At 43.1% G+C, this 19,911-nt stretch carries 28 protein-coding genes; 5 read left to right on the forward strand and 23 right to left on the reverse strand.

Annotation, left to right across the window (positions count from 1 at the left end):
- On the forward strand, positions 1-223 hold a 223-nt coding region (locus tag AM228_RS35140; RefSeq protein ID WP_231636751.1), incomplete at its 5' end, for a hypothetical protein.
- A gap of 134 nt (positions 224-357) precedes the next feature.
- On the opposite strand, the gene AM228_RS32370 is transcribed toward AM228_RS35140, so the two are convergent.
- The 7 genes from AM228_RS32370 to AM228_RS10870 all read right to left on the reverse strand — a co-directional run bounded on the left by AM228_RS32370 (position 358) and on the right by AM228_RS10870 (position 4,542).
- The gene (locus AM228_RS32370) at positions 358-543 is read right to left on the reverse strand and encodes a hypothetical protein (protein ID WP_156331692.1); all 186 of its coding nucleotides are present in this window, start codon (positions 541-543) and stop codon (positions 358-360) included.
- A gap of 333 nt (positions 544-876) precedes the next feature.
- Positions 877-1,914 (reverse strand): glycosyltransferase family 4 protein, encoded by a 1,038-nt coding sequence (locus AM228_RS10845; RefSeq protein ID WP_054466135.1) that lies wholly within the window; start codon positions 1,912-1,914, stop codon positions 877-879.
- Positions 1,915-2,159: 245 nt separating this feature from the next.
- Positions 2,160-2,420, reverse strand: a complete 261-nt coding sequence (locus AM228_RS10850; protein WP_054466136.1) for a Txe/YoeB family addiction module toxin — start codon at positions 2,418-2,420, stop codon at positions 2,160-2,162.
- Positions 2,417-2,671, reverse strand: coding sequence for a type II toxin-antitoxin system Phd/YefM family antitoxin (locus AM228_RS10855; protein WP_054466137.1), 255 nt, complete (start codon positions 2,669-2,671; stop codon positions 2,417-2,419). The genes AM228_RS10850 and AM228_RS10855 overlap by 4 nt, the downstream gene beginning before the upstream one ends.
- 256 nt (positions 2,672-2,927) lie before the next feature.
- Positions 2,928-3,356, reverse strand: coding sequence for a DUF29 family protein (locus AM228_RS10860; RefSeq protein WP_054466138.1), 429 nt, complete (start codon positions 3,354-3,356; stop codon positions 2,928-2,930).
- A gap of 60 nt (positions 3,357-3,416) precedes the next feature.
- A complete protein-coding gene (locus tag AM228_RS10865) occupies positions 3,417-3,872 on the reverse strand; it encodes a hypothetical protein (protein ID WP_190883086.1) in 456 nt (151 codons plus the stop codon).
- A gap of 166 nt (positions 3,873-4,038) precedes the next feature.
- Positions 4,039-4,542 (reverse strand): DUF29 domain-containing protein, encoded by a 504-nt coding sequence (locus AM228_RS10870; RefSeq protein WP_054466140.1) that lies wholly within the window; start codon positions 4,540-4,542, stop codon positions 4,039-4,041.
- A 104-nt stretch (positions 4,543-4,646) separates the two neighbouring features.
- On the opposite strand from AM228_RS10870, the gene AM228_RS10875 reads away from it, so the two are divergent.
- Positions 4,647-4,910: a type II toxin-antitoxin system VapB family antitoxin gene (locus AM228_RS10875; protein ID WP_054466141.1), complete on the forward strand. Its 264-nt coding sequence runs from the start codon at positions 4,647-4,649 to the stop codon at positions 4,908-4,910.
- A complete protein-coding gene (locus tag AM228_RS10880; RefSeq protein ID WP_054466142.1) occupies positions 4,900-5,118 on the forward strand; it encodes a hypothetical protein in 219 nt (72 codons plus the stop codon). The genes AM228_RS10875 and AM228_RS10880 overlap by 11 nt, the downstream gene beginning before the upstream one ends.
- Here the strand turns inward: AM228_RS10880 and AM228_RS32375 are convergent.
- The 7 genes from AM228_RS32375 to AM228_RS10905 all read right to left on the reverse strand — a co-directional run bounded on the left by AM228_RS32375 (position 5,115) and on the right by AM228_RS10905 (position 7,297).
- Positions 5,115-5,279, reverse strand: coding sequence for a hypothetical protein (locus AM228_RS32375; RefSeq protein ID WP_156331694.1), 165 nt, complete (start codon positions 5,277-5,279; stop codon positions 5,115-5,117). The two genes, AM228_RS10880 and AM228_RS32375, sit on opposite strands and share 4 nt — an antisense overlap.
- Positions 5,266-5,577 (reverse strand): HigA family addiction module antitoxin, encoded by a 312-nt coding sequence (locus AM228_RS10885; protein WP_054466143.1) that lies wholly within the window; start codon positions 5,575-5,577, stop codon positions 5,266-5,268. Before AM228_RS10885 ends, AM228_RS32375 begins: the two co-directional genes overlap by 14 nt.
- 102 nt (positions 5,578-5,679) lie before the next feature.
- Complete coding sequence (locus tag AM228_RS10890) at positions 5,680-5,967, reverse strand: type II toxin-antitoxin system RelE/ParE family toxin (RefSeq protein WP_054466246.1); 288 nt, start codon at positions 5,965-5,967, stop codon at positions 5,680-5,682.
- A 207-nt stretch (positions 5,968-6,174) separates the two neighbouring features.
- Positions 6,175-6,426, reverse strand: coding sequence for a hypothetical protein (locus AM228_RS10895; protein ID WP_054466144.1), 252 nt, complete (start codon positions 6,424-6,426; stop codon positions 6,175-6,177).
- A 52-nt stretch (positions 6,427-6,478) separates the two neighbouring features.
- A complete protein-coding gene (locus tag AM228_RS32380; protein ID WP_190878772.1) occupies positions 6,479-6,658 on the reverse strand; it encodes a hypothetical protein in 180 nt (59 codons plus the stop codon).
- Positions 6,627-7,037, reverse strand: coding sequence for a type II toxin-antitoxin system VapC family toxin (locus tag AM228_RS10900; protein WP_054466145.1), 411 nt, complete (start codon positions 7,035-7,037; stop codon positions 6,627-6,629). Before AM228_RS10900 ends, AM228_RS32380 begins: the two co-directional genes overlap by 32 nt.
- Positions 7,034-7,297: a hypothetical protein gene (locus AM228_RS10905; RefSeq protein ID WP_054466146.1), complete on the reverse strand. Its 264-nt coding sequence runs from the start codon at positions 7,295-7,297 to the stop codon at positions 7,034-7,036. The genes AM228_RS10900 and AM228_RS10905 overlap by 4 nt, the downstream gene beginning before the upstream one ends.
- A gap of 763 nt (positions 7,298-8,060) precedes the next feature.
- On the opposite strand from AM228_RS10905, the gene ltrA reads away from it, so the two are divergent.
- Both ltrA and AM228_RS32385 read left to right on the forward strand, forming a co-directional pair.
- Entirely contained in the window at positions 8,061-9,797 is a 1,737-nt protein-coding gene (ltrA, locus tag AM228_RS10910; protein WP_054466147.1) for a group II intron reverse transcriptase/maturase, read from the forward strand.
- 673 nt (positions 9,798-10,470) lie between these two features.
- Complete coding sequence (locus tag AM228_RS32385) at positions 10,471-10,758, forward strand: hypothetical protein (protein WP_156331697.1); 288 nt, start codon at positions 10,471-10,473, stop codon at positions 10,756-10,758.
- An 11-nt stretch (positions 10,759-10,769) separates the two neighbouring features.
- Here AM228_RS32385 and AM228_RS10920 read toward each other — a convergent pair whose 3' ends face one another.
- The 9 genes from AM228_RS10920 to AM228_RS10960 form a co-directional block, all read right to left on the reverse strand.
- Positions 10,770-11,687: an NAD(P)-dependent oxidoreductase gene (locus AM228_RS10920; RefSeq protein WP_054466149.1), complete on the reverse strand. Its 918-nt coding sequence runs from the start codon at positions 11,685-11,687 to the stop codon at positions 10,770-10,772.
- Positions 11,688-11,712: 25 nt separating this feature from the next.
- Positions 11,713-12,879 (reverse strand): glycosyltransferase, encoded by a 1,167-nt coding sequence (locus AM228_RS10925; protein ID WP_156331698.1) that lies wholly within the window; start codon positions 12,877-12,879, stop codon positions 11,713-11,715.
- A gap of 277 nt (positions 12,880-13,156) precedes the next feature.
- Positions 13,157-14,308, reverse strand: coding sequence for a hypothetical protein (locus AM228_RS10930; RefSeq protein WP_054466151.1), 1,152 nt, complete (start codon positions 14,306-14,308; stop codon positions 13,157-13,159).
- Between the two features lie 252 nt (positions 14,309-14,560).
- Complete coding sequence (locus AM228_RS10935) at positions 14,561-15,517, reverse strand: glycosyltransferase (protein ID WP_054466152.1); 957 nt, start codon at positions 15,515-15,517, stop codon at positions 14,561-14,563.
- A gap of 4 nt (positions 15,518-15,521) precedes the next feature.
- Complete coding sequence (locus AM228_RS10940) at positions 15,522-16,742, reverse strand: DegT/DnrJ/EryC1/StrS family aminotransferase (RefSeq protein WP_369817710.1); 1,221 nt, start codon at positions 16,740-16,742, stop codon at positions 15,522-15,524.
- The gene (gene rfbF, locus AM228_RS10945) at positions 16,651-17,415 is read right to left on the reverse strand and encodes a glucose-1-phosphate cytidylyltransferase (RefSeq protein ID WP_054466154.1); all 765 of its coding nucleotides are present in this window, start codon (positions 17,413-17,415) and stop codon (positions 16,651-16,653) included. The genes AM228_RS10940 and rfbF overlap by 92 nt, the downstream gene beginning before the upstream one ends.
- On the reverse strand, positions 17,412-17,852 hold the full coding sequence (locus AM228_RS10950) for a dTDP-4-dehydrorhamnose 3,5-epimerase family protein (RefSeq protein WP_054466155.1): 441 nt from the start codon (positions 17,850-17,852) through the stop codon (positions 17,412-17,414). The genes rfbF and AM228_RS10950 overlap by 4 nt, the downstream gene beginning before the upstream one ends.
- A gap of 34 nt (positions 17,853-17,886) precedes the next feature.
- Positions 17,887-18,999 carry a CDP-glucose 4,6-dehydratase gene (gene rfbG / locus AM228_RS10955; RefSeq protein ID WP_054466156.1) on the reverse strand — a complete coding sequence of 371 codons (1,113 nt, stop codon included), beginning with the start codon at positions 18,997-18,999 and terminating at the stop codon, positions 17,887-17,889.
- Between the two features lie 6 nt (positions 19,000-19,005).
- The gene (locus AM228_RS10960; protein WP_054466157.1) at positions 19,006-19,905 is read right to left on the reverse strand and encodes a class I SAM-dependent methyltransferase; all 900 of its coding nucleotides are present in this window, start codon (positions 19,903-19,905) and stop codon (positions 19,006-19,008) included.
- Positions 19,906-19,911: the final 6 nt, after the last annotated feature.

Raw genomic sequence — 19,911 nt, forward strand, 5'->3', positions numbered from 1 at the left:
ATTGATGACACGCCCTAATAGTTTCCAGTGGATTTTGTCCCTAATTTTTGGCATTTTTAGAAATTATCCCATAGATTCTATTTCTAGAGTTTTTCTGCCGATCCATTCGGCGATCGCGGGGACAACGGCGTTACCAAGGACTCTCCCTCGACGACCGTCCAACCTGGGGGAAACCCCATCAGCCTCCGCTTTTGCGCTCTTCCGAGTCGCACAATTGAAATAACTATAGAATCGTTGCCAGAATCTTTTCCAGTGGATTTTGTCTCCTTTAAAGCGTGAGAAAAACATCCGCCAAATGGCGTAGACGAATTACGCCATTTGGCGTATATTCTTGAAGGCCACAAACAAAAAACCCGATCAAATGACCGGGCGATGGCTTATACCAGGGAACTTCAATGAATTTCTCGATTCAATGGATTCATTTTCTACCCTAGAGCGGGGAAAAGCATCCGCCAAATGGCGTAATTCTTCTACGCCATTTGGCGGATATTGTTGTTGACTAAGCCGAGGAGATGAGGCGATCGCACCATTACGATTACCCACTTAGCCCTGTCTGACAAACTCACTGGTATTTAACCGTGTTTCCCTGAATCAGATGAGAGCGGAGGCTGGGGAGGGTTCCACTTGAGAAACCGGGTTTCCGATCAGAATTCTCGCCAAAACCCCAGATTTTCTATGAGAAACCGGGTTTCTGACCCGATCGCGGCTAGGTGGTTGGGTTTCGTCCCTCAACCCAACATATGTTTGAGAAACCGGTTAAGACTCCCCACCCGTGAAGAAGAGGGCTTTCGCATTAGCCAATCAAAATTTTCGGCATCCAAATATGATCGTGGGCAATGCGATCGCCCCTACACCCCCGCTCGATTGGCGGCTCCCCTACACCCCTGCTCCTCCGCTCCTCCGCTCCTCCGCTCCCCTGCCCAAATACACTTCTCCCCCGACCATTCCCACTACCACCAGGGCTAAACCTATCCCAGCCCCCATTGCCCCCCACCCCAGAATGCTCAGGGCAATTAGCACTGTACAGCCAATATAGGTACTGGCAACTTGGGCATGAGTCCAGCCGGATTGCTGCAATCTTTGATATAAATGGCTGCGGTGGGCTTTGAAGATGTTTTCTCTACGCATCAGACGGCGAATCAGGGTATAAATGGCGTCAGCGGTGAGGGGTAGGGTGATGGCGATCGCTGTCCAGGCTTGGGTTGGGTTGTCAGTATTTAGCATCGGGATAACCACCGCTGCACCTAATACGGTACTGCCCACATCGCCCATGAAGATTTTGGCGGGGGACCAGTTCCACCACAGAAAGCCTAGGAGGGCAGCAGCAAGTAGCCACCAGACGGGTTGGTTGAGGTAGAGGGCGAAAAATCCTAGTTGCACTGCGGTGACTCCGGCTACTAGACCGTCCAGACCGTCCATGAAGTTGTAGAAGTTAATCAGGGCGGTGATGGCGATCGCGCTGAGGGTGTAGGCGATGATGTTGCCCACGGTTCCCCAGGGGGTGAGCCACGGTTGGGGAAAGGGACCGAAACAGAAGATGGCTATACTGGCTGCGCTGAGTTGGACTAGGTAGCGGATACTGGCGGGGACGTTCCTCTGGTCGTCAATGATGCCGATGATGGCTAGGGGCGTGAGAATGAGCCAAATGTTTAATATTTGTGATGAAGCTGTTATCTGTAATATATTATTTGGGAAAATTTTAGGAAAATAACTTGACAAAATAGGTATAAGTATGCTAAAGGAGGCAAAGGCGATGATGAAGCCTAAGCCGCCGCCCCGTGGGGTGGGCTGGCTGTGGGAACTGCGATCGTTGGGGATATCCAGGAGGTTTTGGCGGAAGCGTTGTTTGACCCAGCCTGTGGTTAGGAGGCTGAGGAGGAAGGTGATAAGAGATAGAATTAGGAGTTGGAGCATTGATGGGGGGCTGGTTTGAGAATCCCTATAGATGAGAGGACAGGGGAAGACGATGTTCCTACGGTCATCATACTGGTAAGGATACAAACGTTGTAGGGGCGACAGCATTGGCCACTACAATATTTGTATCCCCACCCAAATTTATCTTGGCCAATGCTTCGCCGCCATATTTTGCATATAAAATATTGCTGATTATTTATCAAGAATATGGCGCGAATGCTGTCGCCCCTACATATCGGTTTCATTTATTTCTCATAGTGAAATTTACAAGAAATAATGGTTATTTCTTCCTCAGAAATGCCATAGACTAAACGATGTTCAGTATTAATCCGCCTTGACCAATATCCTGATAAATTACCCTTGAGAGGTTCAGGCTTGCCAATCCCTCCAAATGGAGTTATAATTATATCTTTAATTAGTAAATTCACCCTTTTTAAGAGTTTTTGCTCGTTTGCTTGTAGCCAGAGATAGTCTGACCAAGAGGCTTCCGTAAAACTGATTTTCATTCGTCAAGCAATTCTCTAACAGATTTTTTACCGGATTTGGCCTGTTTGATTGATTCTAATAGATGTTCTGCATTGGCTGGATTTGATAGTAAATAGATGGTTTCTTGCCAAGAGTTAAATTCATCTAAAGACATTAAAACAGCTTGTTGACCTCGATCGCTACATAAAATGGTTGGTTCCACATCAAGGATAACTTGCTCGATGATTTCATCTAATTCTTGCTTGGCTTGGTTGCTGGTAATTGCTTTCATGTTGATTTAGTTAAACCATTAGCTATCATCAAAGTAACACTAAATCCTATACTGTATGCAGTATTGTGGATTCTGCTGCTATCCACGACGAGGGAACCCAGGAGGCGATCAATGGTTGGGGTGTTGAGAGGGAGCGATAGTGCATCCGCACAGCTTCGTGATCGCGTTGCCGTAGGCGATCACACTTATGAAGCGATCTTCCTTCCTGCGATATCCGAGAAACCTGTTGCTACACCCCAGCAGTCCCCTATGCGAATTAGGTTCCTGGGGCAATTAATGCCAGTGCTTGCTCAATAATTTCTTCCCGGTTGACTAGGGTTTCTAACGTATCAGGATCGTAAATTCCTTCGGCTACTTCTAAGGAGGCGCGATCGATTGCCATTGGATAGGCTACTTCTAGAGTGTCGAGCAAATCTTCTGATGTCAGATAATAGCCACCTGCTTTCCGGCGCTTGTTTTTCTCCTGAATTTCCCGAACGCTGTTGCGAATTGAGACATCCCACGAGCGAGTTGTGCGATTTTCGGCTTTTCGTTTGATTAAGTGTAATAGCAGGATAACCGCATAACTTCTAATGTTATTAATTTTGTCGTCACGGCTCATTTCTTCTAGTTCTTCTACGATGACTAATGCTCCCGAAATGTCTCCACACAAAAGTCGTTCTTTGAGGGTTAGCAATTCTTCCATAATCTTATGGCTGTCAAGGTTTAGTCCTATTTTACCGCGAATCTGAGAAGCCTAGTTTTTTCACCAAATCTTGGTGATGATGCAGCAGTAAATCGCGATCGCCCCCCGATTTAAGCAAGATTTAAGCAACCCGTCGCCCCCACACCCACCCCACGGCGTCGGGCGAAGCATTCGCGTAACAGGTTGCTGATTGGTAGCGAGAACGGCTGGCGCGATCGCCCCTCTTTCCCCTTTTCTCTTTTCTCTTTCCTCTTTTCTCTTTCCTCTTTTCTCTTTCTTATTATCCTCTGTAGGGGCTTTCGCATTGGCCACGACAATATTTGTATCCCCTCCCAAATTTATCTTGGCCAATGCGAAAGCCCTTTGCAGCGTCGGGCGAAGCATTCGCGTAACAGGTTGCTGATTGGTAGCGAGAACGGCTGGCGCGATCGCCCCTCTTTCCCCTTTTCTCTTTTCTCTTTCCTCTTTTCTCTTTCTTATTATCCTCTGTAGGGGCGACAGCATTGGCCACGACAATGCTTGTATCCCCACCCAAATTTATCTTGGCCAATGCGAAAGCCCTATTCCGCGCAACAGGTTGCTGATTTAGAAACGGGGTAGAAACCGGGTTTCTATTATAGTTTTGGTGGGGTGACAGAGATAGTCTAAAGAAACCCGGTTTCTTGTCCCTTGAATCACCTCCCTAGGGTAGCCAGTTTTCATCCAGAACTTGCTCTAGGTTAAAACCAGGCTCTGCGGGAATCATATCTGATTTCATCCCTGTGGCATCGAGAAATAGTTTCCTGCCATTTTGATATTCCTGAATAAAGTTTTCCTGGAGATAGTTTTTGAGACTGGGACTATCTTTGAGGATGAGTTGAATCTGCAAGCGAAAATTTCTAATATTAAGAAACCGGGTTTCTAGCAGCATTTCTGTTTCTTCACAAAGATTTAAGCAAGAAACCCGGTTTCTAATTTGGATACAAGTTTCTCGTTCTTGTTCCCAATATTTGACTTTGAGCAAGTGTTCGCACAGTCGCATGAGGTAGCTACAAATAGCCCTTTTGTCTCTTTTTCCCAAACTTTTTATCTCCTCAATTAAATTCTCTAGATCAATATGGCTGAAATCCTGGGTTTGCAACTGTGCGATGGTTTGTTCTAACCAAAGTTGATAGTCTTTGTCGTATAAGGGTAATGTTGGTTTCATTTTTATCCCACAATTTATTTTGAAATCTGTCCGGGACAAGGGGCTGATTTTATTGTATCAGGGTATCATGGTATAACTTTTATACCGAGGTATTGACAAGGGGGATGAATATTAAAGACCCTGATGTTCATGCCATGATTAAGGAATTAGCCCAGCTAACTGGGCTGAGTCTGACCGCAGCGGTGAAGATGGCGGTTGAACGGGCTTTAATTCAAGCAAAAACCCAAGACGATTGCCTCCGCGCCGCTTCGCGATCGCCAAAGTCTGCTTTATTGGAGCAGCGGTTGACGGAGATTTCTTTGCGCTGTGCGGCTTTGCCAGATTGCGATCGCCGCAATATGGACGAGATTCTCGGTTATGATGTGTAGGGGCGAACGGCCGTTCGCCCCTATTTGCCTTCGTGATGACGATCGATACATCGGCGATCGCGATCGCGTGTTGGAGGCGATCGCTTCGGCGTTGCGGATGCAATATCCCGCAGGGTGCTGGAGGCGATCGCAATTTAATTTAGGGCATGATGTCAGCGGTTGTTTGCCCAAGGCGAAGGTTTTCAATATGGCCATTGCTCTGGGTTAACTTGAGAAACCGGGTTTCTGGCCAAAATTGTCGCCACCCACCCCAAATTTTCTAGAAACCCGGTTTCTGACCCCACACCCTACATCCCACGGCAAAGGGCAAGGGCGAAGCATTTGCGAGTCTGCTTTAATATAAGAAATCCCTGCCCTAAACAATTGCATGAACTTTCTCATACTGCTCTTGATTGACGGTCATGGCATCCCAAATATCAATTTTTTGCTGAAGATTTAACCAAAGTTGCGGGCCATTACCCAAGGCTTTCCCCAGACGAATTGCCAGGTCTATGGTAATGGCTTTATTGCCATGTATTATTTCATTAACTGTCTCTGCGGATACATTTAAAGCTTTGGCAAATTCAGCTTCAGTGATTTGTAAATCATCTAAAATGTCTGCCAGAACTTCCCCTGGATGAGCGGGTCTTTTAAGTCTGTTATTGACGATATTTTCTAGGTTTTGCATGATATATTAGTTGTTTGTTGTTTGTTGCTTGTTGTTTGTTGGTTGTTGGTTGTTGTTTGTTGTTTGTTGTTGGTTGTAGGGGCGAAGCATTCGGGCGACAATTTATGACACAAAAAGAAAAGTGTTCTGTCCGAATGCTTCGCCCTTGCCCTGTTCAAACTTAAAAGTGATGCGCCAATTTCCCGATAAAGCAATAGACCAAGTTTCTTTTCTGTCGCCTTTTAGTTCATGTAGATTGTATCCAGGAATTTTCAAGTCGTCTAGGCATGATGCTGAGTCGAGCGCTTCCAGCCTAACTCTAATTCTTTTCTCAAATTCTTTGGGTATTCCTTTGTTATTGCCCTCTCTAAAAAATGCGGCTAATCTTTTATTTTTAAAATCTTTAATCATTGTTAAGTAGGTGGGCAGAAATAAATGCACCAGAGACCATATCACAAGAAAAACTGTCATTCCCGCGAATGCGGGAATCCACAGTCTATCGGCGGGGAACGAAAAGTGCAATTAATTATGTTCACCTACTTAATAACTGAATTTATTGCTTACGGAGTGGTAAAATATGGCCAGTTAAAAATTCGCCCTGCGCTGGTTAACATTCACTCATAATTGGGAAATTGGGTAAGTTTCTCCGGCTTTGGCTGCGCGAATAGACTCTTGTAAGTCAGCTATAATCTGAGTTTTTGGCTCATTTTCATCAACGGGGCTGAGTCCACTGGGGGTTGAATAGAGTTCGATAGAAGTGATTTTTTGCAACAAACTGTTCCAAACTGCGATGGGAATAATTACTTCAGTTTTTTCTCCTTGGGCATTGGAAACGTATTTAACTAGAGCTTGAAGTTGGGAAATATTCATTTATAGGCTCATTTATGGAAGGTGCAGAAGGGCAAGTTTTGGATGACGTTTACTATGATGATATCGCCATAATTTTAATGTAGCCTAGGGTATTGCGGATTTTGCTGCTATCCACGACGAGGACACCTAGGAGGCGATCGCTTGGGGCGTTGCGGATGCAATATCGCGATCGCGTTGCGGATGCAATATCGCAATTTAATTTATGGCATAATGTCTGCGGCTGTTTGCCCAAGGCGAAGGTTTTCAATATGGGCAAAATGTTGGTCTCGCGTGATGAGGATTGCGCCGCATTCCATCGCACTGGCCGCAATCCACATATCATTGGTTGGGATGGGTCGGCCTTTACGACGTAAGTTGGCGTAAATCGTGGCATAAAAATCGGCTGTGCTGTCTGTTATCGATAAAATCTCGACCCGTGGTGAACGGAGAAACTTTGTCAGTTCCAAGCGGTTTTGTGCTTCTCGTTTTCCCACGGCAAATCCGCTCAATAGTTCTCCCAAGACGGTACTGCTGAGGTAAATGCGATCGGCTAAGGCGATGATTTCCACGATATCGGCCACGCCCTGCATAAAGTCGCTGTAAGCATTAGTATCCAACAAAATTGGTCTCATAATGGCCATTGCTCTGGGTCAATGTTGCCAAAGGAAGCGGTATTAGCCTCAAATTCCTCTGCTTCCTCTTGGCTCCAAGTACCAGCTAGTTCGCTCAGGTCTTCATGTCGCTGATAGAGGGGTTTTTCCTGTCCCAGACCAACACCGCGATCGAGCAGACGCAGGACTAAGGCATTGACGCTGGTGTTTTCTTTTTTTGCCAGTGCTTTCAGCTTGGATAGGGTTTCCGGTTCCAGTCCTCGGACACTGATATTCGCCATGCTACACTCCGATGCTATCAGTTTGATTGGCTATTATGATAGCATAAGTGCGATTCGTTCACGCGGAAAGTAGATGGGAATACCTGAAACGTGCGCGTGGTAATGGTTCCGATAGACATAGTGAACTAACAGGCATCTGCCTAAATCGTAGTCACGAGACCATTGCAACTGTGGATTTGTTGTCCTAAATGGAAGACAATTACCCGGATTTCCTGGAAAAAGAAGAATCTTAACAAAGATTTAACAATTACCAGGGGTAGTTAGGCATCAGCCCCACCCGGAGACTCACTATTCACTGGTGTGAAGCGGGCTGAAAAGGAGGTAACGCTTAACCAGTAAGGGAATCCCTTCGAGCCAATTAGTCAAGGTCAGCCGTAAGGCAAATGTTCGACAGGAACCCTCTCAAGCATAAAGTAGCGAAATCTGGTTGATACGCTGCGACCAAAAGGTCACGGGGAATGGGTAGGTAAATTTTATGAGTTGCCTACAAAGATACGGAGTTTTATACCTCACGTATTAACGAAATCCCAAAGTACCCAGGGGGACAGGACAGCATCCTAAAACTAATAATCCCAAATCCATGGAACGAATTAAAGCCCATATTGGCTCTCAGGATAGGTCGATACTCCTAAGTAGTGATAAGTGTAAGCGCAAGCCATATGGGTGAGAGATACAGTGCAGAAGCCAAAGACCAGCCTAACAACTGGTATATGCAGACAGCCTGTGCCTAAGTTGAAATGTAGAGTTTCAAGTAGAAGTATATATGTCCAAAACACGACAAAAGTTGATGGTGGAATGGAACGGAATCCCCTGGAAATTAGTACAGCGGAAAGTGTTCAAGCTCCAAAAGAGAATCTACAGAGCGGCTAGTGAGGGCAACAATGTCACAGCAAAAAGGCTTCAGAAACTACTGTTAAAGTCATACTACGCAAAACTACTCGCTGTAAGGCAAGTAACCCAACTCAATAGAGGAAAGAAGACGGCCGGGGTAGACGGGATAAAATCACTAACACCCGTACAAAGGCTCAGTCTGGCCTCCAGACTGTCACTAACCAATAAGGCCAAAGCAGTCCGCAGAGTATGGATACCAAAACCCGGACGGGATGAAAAACGCCCGTTAGGAATACCTACAGTCGAAGATAGAGCGCGTCAGGCATTGGTAAAAATGGCACTAGAGCCATATTGGGAATCTAAATTTGAAGAAACCTCGTATGGTTTTAGACCAGGTAGGTCAACACATGACGCCGTAGCCAGGATATATCTTGTGATAAACAAGAAACCGAATTATGTTTTGGATGCGGATATATCCAAGTGTTTTGACAAAATCGATCATACCTACTTACTGAAAAAGCTCCAATGTCCAGCAAATATCCGACGCCAAGTTAGTGCTTGGTTAAAAGCCGGAATTATGGACAAAGGAGCCTTTGAAAAGCCAGTAGCAGGCACACCTCAAGGTGGGGTGATTTCGCCACTACTTGCCAATATAGCACTAGATGGGATGATTCGCGAAGTGGAATCAAAGTTCCCAAAGAAAGGAAATTACCCACCAGCAAGAATCATTCGATACGCAGACGATTTTGTGGTTCTACACCCGGAATTAAAGGTCATCTTAGGAGCTAAAGCTGCAATCGAAGCTTGGTTACAACCAGTTGGGCTGGAATTGAAGCCGGAGAAAACCAGGATATGCCACACTCTGGAGCATATTAAGACTCCAGAAAGTGAACTGACTGTACCCCCCGGATTCGATTTCCTGGGGTTCAATATCCGACAGTACCCAGTTGGGAAACACAAGTCAGGAAAAACAGGTGGCTTCAAATCGGAACTACTTGGATTCAAAACCTTGATTAAACCAAGTAAGAAAGCAATCAAAGCCCACCATGTAGCCTTAAAAGTAGTCATTAAGACCCATAAAACAGCCCCACAAGCGGGACTCATTGGAAAACTAAACCCAATGATTAAAGGATGGGCAAACTACTACTCAGGGGTAGCAGCCAAGGAAACGTTTTCATCAGAAGACCACAACCTTTGGCAAATGCTCAGAGCATGGTCAGTAAGAAGACGTGGAAGAAAACAAAAAGCCCAAGCAATACGCAAGTATTATCGCGAGGGTCGATATGGTACATGGACGTTTGCCACAGCAGACGGACTAACACTATGGAAACACGCGGACGTCGAAATCAAACGACATACCTTAGTCAAGCCTGACAAATCCCCGTATGATGGCGACTGGATTTACTGGAGTACCAGGCGAGGACAAGACATTGAAGCCCCCACAAGAGTGGCAAAACTGCTGAAAAAGCAGAAGGGTAAATGTCCATATTGCGGGCAATACTTCACAAGCAGCGACCTGCTCGAAGTAGACCACATCATTCCTAGAAGCCAAGGCGGAAAGGATGAATACAAAAACCTGCAATTGCTTCACGCTCATTGTCACGATTTAAAGTCAAGATATGATAGAAGCGCCCAAGGGCATCAGGAAGAAGAACTGCTACTCTGGTAGTCGTACCCATGTAAGGGGTCAACATAGGTAGGAGCCTAGTGCCGTGAAAGTGGCACGCTGGGTTCTGAATGGGAGGTGGGGGAAGTGATTCCCCCATCGACCCCTAATAACCGCTCCGCTCCCCCGCTCCCCTGCTCGATTGGCGGATCCCCTACACCCCACGGTAAAGGGCGAAGCATTCGCGTAATAGGTGGCTTGTTGGTAGCGAAAATTCATGGCGCGAATGCTGTCGCCCCTACAAAATTATTGTCCCCTGTATGATTATCCCCTGTATGATTATCCCCTGTAGGGGCGACAGCATGACCGCAGTAAATTTATGCTTCTCAACGATAACTTATATACGGTCATGCAACGCCGCCCTCTTTCGCGTAATAGATTGCTGATTGGTAGCGAAAATTCAAGGCGCAAATGCGATCGCCCCTGCCCCCCTGCTTCCCTACACCCGACGACAAAGGGCAAGGGCGAAGCATTCGCGTAACAGATTGCTCGTTGGTAGCGGAAATTCACGGCGCGAATGCTGTCGCCCCTACAAAATTATTATCCCCTGCCCCCCTGCCCCCCTGCCCCCCTGCCCCCTGTAGGGGCGATCGCATTGGCCACGACCATGTTTGTATCCCCACCCAAATTTATCTTGGCCAATGCTTCGCCCTATTTCGCGTAACAGGTTGCTGATTTGTTGCAAAAACTCCAGGCGCTCAGGCGATCGCCCCTACACTCCTACACCCCACGACAAAGGGCGAAGCATTCGCGTAATAGGTTGCGCGTTGGTAGCGAAAATTCACGGCGCGATCGCGATCGCCCCTACAAAATTATTGTCCCCTGCTCCCCTGCCGATGGCGGGCTCCCCTGCCCCCCTGCCCCCCCGCTCCCCTACTCTCCTGCCCCCCTGCACCTGTCTAGCTCTTTCTGGATTCACGCTCCATCCCCTTTGATTTTCGACCAAGGTGGCGATCGCAATTAAAAGATACATGGCTAACTGGAAATCATGCCTAGGCTACGCATTAACTCTACCTCTTGACGTAAGCCTTCTTCTAAGGTGCGGGGGAAAAAATCTAAATCCCTTTGGGCTGCATCATGGGGATAGGCTTTGTCTTCTTGTAATCGCAGGATTTGCTCGCGGCGAACGGGCGATCGCTCTTGTAAGAGATTTTCTAGAATTGTGGCTGACCAGACACCTGCATTGAGAGGGAGAGAAATCTGGCGTACTGGTTTGCCGAGTAGTTTTCCGACTAAAGTTAGCAGGTCTCGGAAGGTCACAACCGTACCACCAGAGAGGTCGTATGCCCCTTGGATATGGGGTCTTTGAAGTGCGGTTAAAATGGCTTGGGCTAAGTCTTCAGCATGAACGGGTTGTATGAGGTTGTCACCAGAACCAAAGACGGGAAAGAAGCCGTAGCGATCGCAGAATTTTATCAGTTTATGCAGGTTCTTATCTCGGTGGGAACCATATATCATCGTTGGTTGCAGCAAACAGTAGGAGCCACGATACTCAAGCAGATGAGCGGCAATTTTCTTGTAAGTGGCCGAAAATTCGTTGTATTTTGAATAGACTCCTGTCGTTCCAATAACAATTAAGTGAGGAGTTTGCTGACAGATTTCCAGACTTTCAAGAATCGCTGGGATATGGCGAATAGAGGCGATATGAACTATAGTTTTAGGACTGTGCTTGGGTAAGATTTTCGTCCAAGTTGAAACATCCGAGCTATCCCCAGTTAAATAATTTATATTTAAATCTAGTTCTTGAATATGTCTGGTATCGCTAGTTGGTCTAACTAGACAAAAAACTTTACCACCGGGATTAACTGTACTTAATTTTTTCAGCTGTAAACTTCCTGGCAGACAAGTAGTGCCAGTAAATATGATAGGTTCTACTTGCTTGAATACATCCATATATCAAATGCTAAAGTTATTTTTTTTAGCTTAATATTTTATTATAGACATCTAAAGTTTTATCGACCATTCCTTCAACGGTAAACTCTTTGAACACACGAGATTTAGCCACCTCACCCATTTCAGAACGCATCGCAGAATTTGCGAGTAACTCATTAATAGCGTCTGTCAAAGCCTGCGAATTGCATTTTGGAACAACCAATCCCGTTTTTCCATGTTGATTAACATAAGTAACTCCGGTTTCTAAGTCAGTTGTAATCACTGGTTTTCCGCAAGCCATTGCCTCAATTTGTACAATTCCAAATCCCTCACTATTTTCTACCGATGGTAAAACAAAAATTTCGCAGGCTTTATACATGGCAATTAAATCTGTTTCGGATAAAAAAGGGATAAAGGAAACATTATTAGGACATTTAACTGCTATTTCTTCTAATTCTTCCCGCAATGGTCCTTTTCCCACAATAACCAGATGTGCATCTGGTACATTTTCCATTGCTGAAACTAAATATTTGACTCCTTTGTAATAAACCAATCTGCCTGTAAATAAGATAATTGGTTTATTATATTTTTCGCGCCAGTAGGTAGCTTTAGTTTCAGATTCAAGAGTCTCTTTAAACTTTGATATATCTACCCCATAATGAACAACGTGACATTTTGCTGAAAAATTACCCAAAAATTTTGAAGATGTTATGTGTTTGGGAGTTGCGACTATAATTGCATCAGCTTCATGCAAAACTGCATTTAGTAACGGAGTATAAAGCGGTGCTAATGCTTTTTGACGAATAATGTCACTATGCCACCATACTACTAGACGTTTAAACCGTTTTTTTGCTTGTTTTAAAAATGTTAGGTATGTCATTCCACCTAAAAGAAAAGGTTCGTGAAGTTGCAGAATATCTCCTGTTTGTTGTAGTAGATGAAATGGGTATGATGGACTAATAGGCAGTGAGGCTATACGTCCCAATGTACCTGTTGATATAATCGACACACCGTTTCGCTTTTCAGAATATGTTTGGAAGTCTTTGCTGCAAGTTACAACATAACTTGAATCGTTAAATCGTTGGGCAAATCCTTCAGCTAATTGTTGCACTACTATTTCAATGCCACCAATTCTAGGAAAATAAGCTTCCATCGCCTCATTAGTGGAAGGAAAGTAGGCTTTATTGCTTTGAACTACTGTTATTTTATTCACAAATTCAACCTTTATAAAAAAAAGTGGCTAACTAATCACTCTATCATCTGATAATTTTAAACTAGATATGGATATTTTAGTCTCCTAAATTCTCTTAGGTTAACTGTTTTAGAATTTTTCATATTATTTGGCCAGTACCCTCAATATAAAATTTTTTTATGTTTCTATTATCTTCTGCTTGAACTCATCCTCCAGAGGTATATTTTCTAATAGATTATTTTTTGTGGTCATCAGCAAATGAACATTATTCGCTTTTTTAACATATAAGCTTAACAAGTTACATTTGTAATTTTGATGATTTTAACGGCTTTTTAAGTAAAAGACCCCGTTCAAGGTTAGTTTGATTAGTGACGAGCGCCGCAAACACAATCTGTCCAGTTAGTGAAAACAAGGTTCCATAGTGCATAGATGATATGATCGCGGCAATCAGGAATACCCTATTTTTCTTGGGGCAAGTAAGGTACATCAACCAAAACACCAATATTAATGGAACACAGCCAATCACAACAACTGCATCTAGGAACAGAAAATCACCAAATATAGCGATTTTATCAAGGCGTGAAAGATCGCTACCAAATAGCAGACTAACGTAATCGGGAACCGCAACTTGTAGCTGTTGTTTTTTAAACTCGAAAATAAATTCCAAATATTCAGAGCTTAACTTTGCTTTTCGAAAATATCTAAAAAAATCATAAAAATGCTGGGCTAAAAAAAATGCCAAAAATGAGAAAATTATGGCCGAAAATATTATTTTTTTCTTAATCTTAAAAGTTTTTCTCTTAGCATATTTAGGTATAAAAAGGCAAGCAGCAAGAATGACAAAACTTATTACAGCCGTTGCCGATGCACAGGCCAAGAAAGCCAGAGCCAATGTTATGCAAGCAACATAATCCTCAAATCCTTTGAGATTAAAATTTCGAGATTTTAAAAAATACCAGAAAAATATTGCATAGATAGAACCAGAAACTGAAGAATTTAACGCTGGACCGAGCGCCCTGTAAAAACCACCGCCAATTGCAGAGCGTGTCAAAAGATCGCTTGCACTCCACGATGATGAAAATTGATAAAATATGGGATTTAAACGAAGGACATTCAAAGATAAGACTTCATAAATTGACATGACTGCTAGCATAATTAAATGCCATGTTGTCAGTTTTAATTTACGATTAAAAAGCATGACAGAGGATACAAATAATATGCCTAAATAAAAGCGATTTGAGTCTACAATCAAATCAAGAGAAGCCCTTCTAATCAACATAGAAGCTGTAACAATACAAAAAAACAATATTGAAATCAATAAAAAGACTAGCCCAGACTTGTTGCTTCGAGGGTTAATAGTTAGCTTGGTTAATGCGGCCCCTAATAAAATCGGATAAAATATAACTTGAAAAGAAAACCAATAAACGAAAATGAGTAATGCTATGACCATACTTTTGATTTTAATATATTAAAAAATTATCATCTCATGCGATTTAATAAGATTAATTTTGATAAATAATCATGTTACAAACTCATTTATAATAAAAAAAAATGAGTTGTTTTATTCTTAACAAAGAGAAAATAATTAATGAGGCATATAGCTAGACATAACAATTAAATTATTAAATATTTTATAAAAGACTATACTCAAAATGATTATAAAAATGTGCCTACTATTTTAATTTGGATATAATAGTTTCTCTCAGGTTGGAAAAATGTATCTATAAAGTTTATTGAATATTTGGATGACTAAACTTGGAATATCACTTTTCAATAATAATTTATAAACTCCTCTTTTCCACTGCTTTTGACTAAGCAAGTATATAGCATAGTTGGTATTAGCTGCACGAATAGCTTTTGGGTATATTGTATGGTGGGAAAATTGTTGGAGTATATCAATAAATTCTATATAGCTTTCTTCTGTTTGACAGTGTGAAATATTTGTTCCATGAACACGATAAACAGTACATATATCATTCAACGCTCTTACTTTGGCAATCGCCGAAATTTTTAAAAAAATATCATAGTCTTCTGACTGTTTATATTTTTCACTAATTCCACCAACTTTTAAATAAAAACTTTTATTGATTAAAGCGGTTGAAATAAGAACAAAACTTCGATAAGCTAATTTTTCAAATATTCTACCTTCGGGGAGTAACTTGTAACCTGATGGGAGTGTGCTTTGACTAAATTTGACTTGTAAAGTAAAAGGTGATTCTACTAAACCACTGGTTTCTATTTTGACTTTTGCTCTACCATAGATCAACCCTAATTCATAAGTTTCTTCATTGATAATTTTAACTTGTTTCTCTAGTTTATCCGGTAGCCAAAGGTCATCACAATCTAAAAAAGCAATCCAGTCTCCCTGAGTTTTTTCAATCGCTAGACTTCTAGCATGACCCAAGGTTGTATGCTGTGGAGCGTAAAAGTAATGAATTCGAGAGTCATTATAGCTTTGACAAATCTCTGCACTGGAATCAGTAGATTGATTATCCCAAAAGATCAACTCCCAATTCTGATAAGTTTGAGCCATCACACTGTCGATCGCTTCTTTCAGATACTTTTCCCCGTTATAGCAATTCATAATGACGCTCACTAATGGATAGTCTTTATGGTTATCGGAATCGGGTTGTGAATATTCGTCGTTGGTTTCCGTCATGTTTTTAATAGCTAGATAAACGATCGCAAATCAGGTCAATTTGTTCTGTTGACAAATCGGGATGCAAGGGTAAGGTCATTAATGTGGGATATACTCTGGCCGTGACTGGCAATTCATAATTAGGACTAGGAGAAAAGAAAGATAAGCAATGATTGGGTAGATAATGTAACCCTGTTTGAATGCCAAAATCTAACAAATCTTGACGGAGAGAAGTTTTAGATGTTCCATCTGCTAAACGAATGGGATAAATATGGGGCACAACTTCTTCATAATTATGAGCTAAGGGAGTCACGATAGAAAGTTGGGACAACTTTTTATCGTAGTAACGAGCTAAGTTTTGACGCTTTACAGCCAATTCGGGAAAACGCTGCAACTGTACCCGCCCGATCGCCGCCATTATATCGCTCATGTGATATCGCCAGCCCTGGGCAGTCACATTAAAATCCCAACTGCGTTGTCCTTGGAAGCGTTTCTCTGTATCTTTTTCTACCCCTAGCAGACGAGCATCCTGAACCTGGCGCATAATCTCTTCATCATTAGAGACTATGCAACCCCCTTCACCAGAGGTAATGTTTTTAATACCATCAAAGCTAAAGCAGGTGATATCGCCAAAACTACCAACCAATTGACCGTTATATTTGGTTCCAAAGGCATGGGCAGCATCTTCTATGACTCTTAACCCGTAAGTTCTAGCAAAATCATAAATCTCATCTAGTTTTCCCACACCCCCGCTATAATGGACGGGCATCACTGCCTTAGTTCTGGAGGTGATCCGTTTTTCAGCATCTCTCCAGTCAAGCGTTAGAGTTTCGGGATCGATATCGCAAGGTACAGGAGTCGCGCCTGTTGCTGAAATAGCCTGGAAAGAGGCAACGTAGGTTAAAGATTGGACTAGAACCTCATCACCTCTGCCAATTCCACAGGCTTGTAGGGCCAGGTGAAGAGCAGCAGTGCCGTTGACCACACAGGCAACGGGTCGTCCAAAAAAGGTGCTAAGTTCTTCTTCAAAGAGTTTAACTTCTTCACCCATGCCCAAAAATTCACGGTCTAGAACTGCCATGACCGCTTGCTTTTCTGCGTCAGTGAGGCAAGATTTTGAGAGTCTGATCGATGATGGTGTTTTTGAGAGCATCTTATCGTGTCCAGGGCGCTTTACCGCTTTGCCAAAGGTTTTCCAGTAAATCGCGATCGCGTTTCGTGTCCATACATTGCCAAAATCCCTCATGCTGATAAGCCATCAGCTCGCCCAAATCGGCTGCTTTCTCTAAGGGTTCAGCTTCTAGCACTGTATCCTCACCTACAATTAAATCAAAAAACTCAGGTTCTATGACAAAAAAGCCCCCATTAATCCATCCCTGACGAACTTGGGGTTTTTCTTGAAAAGAAATCACTTGACCATCAGAAATTTCCAATTCGCCAAAACGAGCCGAGGGTCTTACTGCGGTGACTGTCACCATGCGACCATGACTGCGATGGTAAGCCAGCAAGTCATCTAAATTGATGTCAGCTAAACCATCCCCATAGGTTAAAAAACAGGTTTCATTACCAATTAGTGATTGGAGTCGTTTGACCCGTCCTCCGGTCATACTGTTAATTCCAGTATAAACAAGACTAACCTGCCAATCAATTTCTTTTTTCATCAAAGTTGTCACCTGTCCTGTGGCAAGGTTGATGGTAAAGTCAGCGTTGAGAGCAGGATAGTTGAGAAAATACTGTTTAATAACTTCTGCTTTATAACCGCAGGCGATATAAAAATTTTTATGGTCGTAGTCAGCAAAGAGTTGCATAATATGCCAGAGAATAGGCTGCCCGCCGATGGTAACCATTGGTTTAGGCAAAATCTCAGTATATTCAGCCAGTCTAGTGCCAAAACCGCCAGCGAGAAGAATAACTTTCATGAGTTTAGCGTCCAATCAAATGGGACAAAGTTAAGTTCAGCCCGATCGATTTCTTCTGGGTCGTGTTCAAGATCGGCGAGGTTCAGCAAAAGATTGAGTTCTTGACTCAAACCTTGAAATGCCATCCAAATCCTCGGAGGAACAGTGAGACGCTGATAATTTTCGGGAGAAACAATCGTAGATTCAATTTTTCCCTGAGTTGGGGAGTTTGGGCGATCGTCGTATAATACAAAACGAATAGATCCACTGGGAACAACAAGATTGAGAGTCATCCGGTTATGGCGTTTCCAAGGCTTGATGACACCATAATGAATGGTGGAAAAATAGGCTTCACCAAACGCCACATAACCTGGATCGGAGGATTTGATCCCATGCAAAACATCACCTGCATCCAAGGAAATGCGGCGAAGCGGAGTCAAAAGTACACCATCTAACATAGTGGAAAGATTATTGAAGTCATATAGAAGAATTCTAACTCGTTGCGGGTGAGGCACAAGAAATCGTCCAAACAGCCTGACGTTCTTGGGCATAAGTTTCGTAGCAGGCGATTTGTTCTTGAGTCACCTGCCAGACCTCACGACTATCGGAGTAGTATGCTTGATACCATTGTGTTGTTAAAGCAACTGTTTCTTTAAACGTTAAGATAGGCTTCCATCCCAGATAATGTAAAGCTTTATCACAACAAAGTTTGAGCAATCCAGCTTCATATAGGGATTCTGGGTTGGAGCAATCTGTCCAAGCTGCATTTGTCCAATGCTGTTGCATTGAATTCAGCAGATTGGCAACCGTGTAGTTTTGCTCTGCACTGGGTCCAAAGTTAAAAGTCTCACCATTGAGAAGGGAGTTATTGGCCAGTTTTGCTGCTAGGGTTAAATAACCAGATAGAGGCTCTAGAACATGCTGCCAAGGACGGGTAGCATGGGGATTGCGGATTAAGACGGGTTGATCGGAAGACCAAGCCTTTATAGTATCTGGAACAATGCGATCGCAGGCCCAATCTCCCCCACCAATGACGTTTCCGGCTCGCCCCACTGCGACTTTGACGGGTGAGTCGCCAGAACTAAAGTAGGATGCAGTATAGCTGCGGATGACCAGTTCAGCCGCCCCTTTAGAACCACTATAAGGGTCTTTTCCCCCTAAGCGATCGGTTTCTCTATATCCCCACACTTGTTCAAGGTTGTCGTAACATTTATCGCTGGTAATCAGGATAGCAGTACAGGGATGGTTCGAGAGTCTCAGGGCTTCGAGAATATTGAGTGTTCCCACAACATTGGTCGTAAATGTGGTGTGAGGTTCGCGATAGGATTGCCTGACTAGGGGTTGAGCCGCAAGGTGAAAGATAAAATCCGGTTGATATTGTTGAATTAATTCTTGACAGGTTGCTAGATTTTCAATATTTCCCCAAATGTGGGTGATGCGATCGCCCATATTCGCTGCTTCAAAATGACTGGGGTGCGATGGAATATCTTTAGATAATCCAATTACTTTGGCTCCATGATGAAGTAGCCAAGCGGTAAGCCAAGATCCTTTAAATCCAGTATTTCCTGTAATTAAAATAGATTTATTACTAAAAGTTTCTAACATAGAAATTTAAGGTTTACGGGCAACTGCCAAAATATAGCGTCCAGTATCAGGGACTTGAGGAGCCAACGTAAGTTCTAACTTCATTAATGCTTCTCTTCCTGAATTATTCAACAAAGAAGGCTGAACAATATCATCATGGGGGTCGTGCCCTTTCATGCCTGATACCACTCCAATCCCTACTAGATCGAGCAAAGTTAGGCCAAATTTATCCGTCAAAATTTCACGAATTTCCGTTGAAGTTTGCCAAGTAAATTCTACTGGAGAACCTCTACCAATTCGACCCTGGGTTTGATTTATTAGCATATCTACATTTTCCCAGACACGATGACGGGCGATCGTTAGGGCATAAAAATATTTACTCTTAAATGACATGACCAGAATACCCCCTGGCTTGAGAGATTCTACAATTTTTGGCAAATCAAGCTGCCATTTGGGGTAAAAAAACGTCACCTCAGTCATTAAAATGATATCACAGGTATTTGGCTCAATGGTTTCTAGACACTCGGAAATAGTCTGGACTCTATAGGAAATGTTGGTGACAGACGCTTTTTGAGCATATTGCTTGGCAGTAGAAATCGCATCTGGAGAAAAATCACAAGCAACTACTTGACCTGTAGGAAAAAGCTGGGCTAAACGTAAGGTAAAACGGCCTTGGCAACAACCGAGATCGATAGCTTGAATTTGACCTGAAAGCTTATCTAAATGAGGGCGAATAAATGTCCAATACTGCTCTGCGTAGTAAGGCTCATCAGGAGCCGTAACCATATTATACTGGGTTGACTTGCGAACTAAGTTCTCCTGAATATCTTCAGGTTCAAAGTTATTCGCTACACCACGAAATATTCTAGACAATTTATCAAAAACTCGACTTGTCAAAAAAAACGATGGGTAGATAATTTTTTTCATAAGCTG

It is taken from the genome of Planktothricoides sp. SR001, assembly GCF_001276715.1.
In the GTDB taxonomy this organism is placed as follows: Bacteria; Cyanobacteriota; Cyanobacteriia; order Cyanobacteriales; family Laspinemataceae; genus Planktothricoides; species Planktothricoides raciborskii.

Bases quoted from the DNA above. Each gene is read 5' to 3' on its own strand.
- AM228_RS10845 (WP_054466135.1), bottom strand. From the start codon at position 1,914: ATGCTCCAACTCCTAATTCTATCTCTTATCACCTTCCTCCTCAGCCTC.
- AM228_RS10850 (WP_054466136.1), bottom strand. From the start codon at position 2,420: ATGAAAATCAGTTTTACGGAAGCCTCTTGGTCAGACTATCTCTGGCTA.
- AM228_RS10855 (WP_054466137.1), bottom strand. From the start codon at position 2,671: ATGAAAGCAATTACCAGCAACCAAGCCAAGCAAGAATTAGATGAAATC.
- AM228_RS10860 (WP_054466138.1), bottom strand. From the start codon at position 3,356: ATGGAAGAATTGCTAACCCTCAAAGAACGACTTTTGTGTGGAGACATT.
- AM228_RS10870 (WP_054466140.1), bottom strand. From the start codon at position 4,542: ATGAAACCAACATTACCCTTATACGACAAAGACTATCAACTTTGGTTA.
- AM228_RS10875 (WP_054466141.1), top strand. From the start codon at position 4,647: ATGAATATTAAAGACCCTGATGTTCATGCCATGATTAAGGAATTAGCC.
- AM228_RS10880 (WP_054466142.1), top strand. From the start codon at position 4,900: ATGATGTGTAGGGGCGAACGGCCGTTCGCCCCTATTTGCCTTCGTGAT.
- AM228_RS32375 (WP_156331694.1), bottom strand. From the start codon at position 5,279: ATGCAATTGTTTAGGGCAGGGATTTCTTATATTAAAGCAGACTCGCAA.
- AM228_RS10885 (WP_054466143.1), bottom strand. From the start codon at position 5,577: ATGCAAAACCTAGAAAATATCGTCAATAACAGACTTAAAAGACCCGCT.
- AM228_RS10890 (WP_054466246.1), bottom strand. From the start codon at position 5,967: ATGATTAAAGATTTTAAAAATAAAAGATTAGCCGCATTTTTTAGAGAG.
- AM228_RS10895 (WP_054466144.1), bottom strand. From the start codon at position 6,426: ATGAATATTTCCCAACTTCAAGCTCTAGTTAAATACGTTTCCAATGCC.
- AM228_RS10900 (WP_054466145.1), bottom strand. From the start codon at position 7,037: ATGAGACCAATTTTGTTGGATACTAATGCTTACAGCGACTTTATGCAG.
- AM228_RS10905 (WP_054466146.1), bottom strand. From the start codon at position 7,297: ATGGCGAATATCAGTGTCCGAGGACTGGAACCGGAAACCCTATCCAAG.
- ltrA (WP_054466147.1), top strand. From the start codon at position 8,061: ATGTCCAAAACACGACAAAAGTTGATGGTGGAATGGAACGGAATCCCC.
- AM228_RS10920 (WP_054466149.1), bottom strand. From the start codon at position 11,687: ATGGATGTATTCAAGCAAGTAGAACCTATCATATTTACTGGCACTACT.
- AM228_RS10930 (WP_054466151.1), bottom strand. From the start codon at position 14,308: ATGGTCATAGCATTACTCATTTTCGTTTATTGGTTTTCTTTTCAAGTT.
- AM228_RS10935 (WP_054466152.1), bottom strand. From the start codon at position 15,517: ATGACGGAAACCAACGACGAATATTCACAACCCGATTCCGATAACCAT.
- AM228_RS10940 (WP_369817710.1), bottom strand. From the start codon at position 16,742: ATGAGGGATTTTGGCAATGTATGGACACGAAACGCGATCGCGATTTAC.
- rfbF (WP_054466154.1), bottom strand. From the start codon at position 17,415: ATGAAAGTTATTCTTCTCGCTGGCGGTTTTGGCACTAGACTGGCTGAA.
- AM228_RS10950 (WP_054466155.1), bottom strand. From the start codon at position 17,852: ATGTTAGATGGTGTACTTTTGACTCCGCTTCGCCGCATTTCCTTGGAT.
- rfbG (WP_054466156.1), bottom strand. From the start codon at position 18,999: ATGTTAGAAACTTTTAGTAATAAATCTATTTTAATTACAGGAAATACT.
- AM228_RS10960 (WP_054466157.1), bottom strand. From the start codon at position 19,905: ATGAAAAAAATTATCTACCCATCGTTTTTTTTGACAAGTCGAGTTTTT.